The organism is Inquilinus sp., assembly GCF_057815775.1.
Map to the genome: position 1 here is coordinate 1 of NZ_JBYRFX010000190.1, position 2,086 is coordinate 2,086.

Genomic DNA, 2,086 nt, shown 5'->3' on the forward strand with positions numbered 1-2,086 from the left:
GACAGCCAGGGGATCTCCTGGTGGCCGATCAGGTCCAGCCCCAGCATCAGCGCCAGGCAGGCGATGCCGGTCAGGACGAAGCCGAGCCAGTCGAACGGCGTGCGCGCGTCGCTGCGGTCGTTCGGGATCAGCCGCAGCGCCAGCACCAGGGCGATGGCGCCCAGCGGCAGGTTCAGCAGGAAGATCCAGCGCCAGGACGCGATGCTGGTGATCAGCCCGCCGACCGGCGGCCCCAGCACCGGGGCGGCCAGCGCCGGCCAGGTGATGTAGGCGAACGACCGCATCAAATACTGCTTGGCGGTGTTGCGCAGCACCACCAGCCGGCCGACCGGCACCATCATGGCGCCGCCGACGCCCTGCAGCACCCGCGCGGCGGTGAAGCTCCACAGGCTGTCGCTGGCGGCGCACAGCGCCGAAGCCAGGGTGAACACCGCGATCGCCGTGGTAAAGACCGACCGGGCGCCGAACCGGTCGGCGACCCAGCCGCTGGCCGGGATGAACACCGCCAGCGTCAGCAGATAGGCCGACAGCCCGACATTCAGGTCGATCGCCCGGACGCCGAAGGACGCCGCCATGTCGGGCAGCGCCGTGACGATCACGGTGGCGTCGAGATTCTCCATGAAGAAGGCGCCGGCGACCAGCAGCGCGATCAGCACGGGTTGGCGCGAGGGCGGTGTCATGGGCCGGCCTGAGGTCTGGGCTGCGGAAGGGTGGCCGGCCCGCTTGTCCCGCACGGGCGGCCTCCGTCCCGGATAGCACGATCCGGCCGCCCGGTCCCATGCCGGCAGGGCAGGGAAGGTGTCAGCCGGAAGCGGTCTGCCGCGCTGCGTCCGTATCCTCGTCGTCTGCCGTCTCGGCCGCGTCCTCGCTGACCGAGGCCAGCACGCTCTTGACCACGAAGATCTGGCCCAGCTTGCGGCCGATCATCTCCCATTCCGGGCAGGCGTCGCGGGCCAGGGCGATGGTCACGCGCATCTCGTCGCCATGGCGCTCGGCCAGGACATGGTCGGGCACGAGGTCGCGCAGGCAGAAATGCTCGAGCAGGCGGGGCAGCAGGTTGGTGTCGGCCATGCCGACCACATGAAAGACGACCTGCGCATCGGGGCGGGTCATGGTCATCGTCTTCTCCCGGGGATCGCGAAACAGCACACGGACAAGACCCCGGGGGAGCCGGCTTGACCGGCCCGGGGCCTAGTGGCTAATTCGCAGAGAGTGCGTGCTGACCATGCCCAATGGTTATCCGCTCCCGCCCCGCTTGGCAAGCGCCGGCCCTTGACCGGGCCCCGGCGCCGCGCAAGCCTGCGGTGCGTATGGCGGGATGGAGGGCAGGGCTGTGGTCGATCAGGCATCGGGGCCGCTGGCGGGCAAGCGGGCGTTGGTGACCGGTGCCGGCCGCGGCATCGGCGCGGCGCTGGCCCAGGGCTTCGCCGCGGCCGGGGCCGACATCGCCCTGGCCGGCCGCGACCGCGAGGCGCTGGAGCGGGTGGCCGAGACGGTGCGCGAGCGTGGCCGCAAGGCGGTGACGGTGGTGCTCGACGTGTCCGAGCCCGGCCACATCGACGGCGCCTTCGCCACCGCTGCCGTGGCGCTCGGCGGCCTCGACATCCTGGTCAACAATGCCGGGGTGGAGGAGGTGCGGCCGTCGCTTTCGGTCGACGAGGCGCTGTGGGACCGCATCGTCGATACCAACCTGAAGGGCGCCTTCTTCTGCGCCCGCGCCGCGGCGCTGCTGATGCGGGCGCGCGGCGGCGCCATCCTCAACCTGTGCTCGCTGACCTCGGAGGTCGGGGTGCCCGGCGCCGCGCCCTATGGCGCCTCCAAGACCGGCCTGCTCGGCCTGACCCGGGCGCTGGCAACGGAATGGGCGAAGGACCGGATCCGGGTCAACGGCCTCGGTCCCGGCTATTTCCGCACCGCCCTGACCGAGGTGTTCTACCAGGATGAGGCCTGGCAGCAGCGCATGCTGTCCGCCATCCCGATGGGCCGCTTCGGCCGGATGGAGGATCTGGCCGGCCCGGCCGTGTTCCTGTGCTCCGACGCCGCCGCCTATGTCACCGGCCAGGTGCTGTATGTCGATGGCGGGTAC

Annotated in this window: 3 protein-coding genes; 1 reads left to right on the forward strand and 2 read right to left on the reverse strand. The window is 71.4% G+C overall.

Annotation, left to right across the window (positions count from 1 at the left end; genetic code table 11):
- Positions 1-680, reverse strand: a 680-nt coding sequence (locus AC3XYG_RS06805) for an MFS transporter (RefSeq protein WP_489139053.1), incomplete at its 3' end; no start/stop codon positions are given.
- A 121-nt stretch (positions 681-801) separates the two neighbouring features.
- Complete coding sequence (locus tag AC3XYG_RS06810) at positions 802-1,119, reverse strand: ACT-like domain-containing protein (protein ID WP_489139054.1); 318 nt, start codon at positions 1,117-1,119, stop codon at positions 802-804.
- Between the two features lie 214 nt (positions 1,120-1,333).
- On the opposite strand from AC3XYG_RS06810, the gene AC3XYG_RS06815 reads away from it, so the two are divergent.
- Positions 1,334-2,086, forward strand: a 753-nt coding sequence (locus AC3XYG_RS06815) for an SDR family NAD(P)-dependent oxidoreductase (protein ID WP_489139055.1), incomplete at its 3' end; no start/stop codon positions are given.